Below are 1,208 nucleotides of genomic sequence, written 5' to 3' on the forward strand. Positions count from 1 at the left end.
ATTGTACCGAAACGTGCCTTTCAGCAACCGGCCGATCAAACCGTATTTGAAAATACATTTAAAAAGTAAATTCGAAATCATCTAAAAGTGCAATAAAAAGGAAGATCATGAATACACGTCCATCTAAAATTGTCTGTGTCGGTCGTAGCTATGCAGACCATGCCAAAGAATTAGGCAATGCCATTCCTGATCGTCCTGTTTTATTTATCAAGCCTCCAAGCAGTTTAGTCAGTTTAGAGCAGGGCATTTCATGGAACCCGGTGTGGGGTAATTGCCATTATGAATGTGAGTTAAGCCTTCGTATCGACCGCACCTTAAAGGCAGAAACCGATCCGGCTAAAGCCTTGCAAGCTGTGGGTGCCGTGACTTTAGGGCTGGACTTGACCTTGCGTGATTTACAGGATGACTTGAAAAAGAAAGGTCAGCCTTGGGAGCGTGCCAAAGCCTTTGACGGTTCGTGTGTTCTAGCCGAATGGGTCGACGTTGCTGAAGTCAAAGATTGGAAAGATGTGCATTATACTTTTCATGTGAATGATGAGCTGCGTCAAAAGGGCGATACGTCTTTGCTGATTTTTGACATTGCAACCTTGCTTGCGGACATCAGCCAGGTCTTTACTTTAGAACCGGGTGATGTGGTGATGACCGGTACTCCTGCAGGTGTGGCTGCATTGCAATCAGGTGATCAGTTGAAAATGACATTGCAGGGTCAAACTCAGAATTATGTCTGGACCACTTTTGTGAAATAAGTTTTGTAACTTTTGAAAAGGTTGCCTGTGAGCAGCCTTTTTTAAGTTCTGAATTTTTACATAACAGTCAGTCTGCATGGGCTGGATCAGCGAGTTCTTTTCCATCCGTAAATCTGTATAGTCATTAAAAAAGCCTTCTTATTAGAAGGCTTTTTAATACTGAGCGACCAGTAGGCTTTATTTATTTTCGAAAATAGTCGACAGGGGGATAGACAGCTTTGCCGCCAGATAGTCATCGGATTCGACCAGAGCAGGACCAAGTCTTTTCATCCATTCATCATCGGCGCGAATATTGGCAACATCATTGCGGCGCGGAAGTGGATAGGGGAGCTGGGTATAAAAACTCCAGAAATCGACCTGAGACAGATTGCGGGCGAGAACATATTCATTGTCATCAGTACGTTTCACCAGATTCTGTTTTTCCAGCATTAGCACATAAGTGGGCCAGCGTCCAATTTCATC

1 protein-coding gene and 1 pseudogene are annotated in these 1,208 nt (G+C 44.0%); one reads left to right on the plus strand and one right to left on the minus strand.

The features are described from left to right. Positions 1-107: 107 nt before the first annotated feature. Positions 108-746 (plus strand): fumarylacetoacetate hydrolase family protein, encoded by a 639-nt coding sequence (locus tag B2Y23_RS10275; protein ID WP_291370669.1) that lies wholly within the window; start codon positions 108-110, stop codon positions 744-746. A gap of 177 nt (positions 747-923) precedes the next feature. Here B2Y23_RS10275 and B2Y23_RS10280 read toward each other — a convergent pair. Further along, positions 924-1,208: pseudogene (locus B2Y23_RS10280) on the minus strand (hypothetical protein); the annotation flags it as partial.

It is taken from the genome of Acinetobacter sp. UBA5934 (assembly GCF_002430855.1).
In the GTDB taxonomy this organism is placed as follows: domain Bacteria; phylum Pseudomonadota; class Gammaproteobacteria; order Pseudomonadales; family Moraxellaceae; genus Acinetobacter.

Excerpts from the sequence above, each read along its gene's own strand:
- B2Y23_RS10275 (WP_291370669.1), top strand. The coding sequence starts at position 108 with ATGAATACACGTCCATCTAAAATTGTCTGTGTCGGTCGTAGCTATGCA.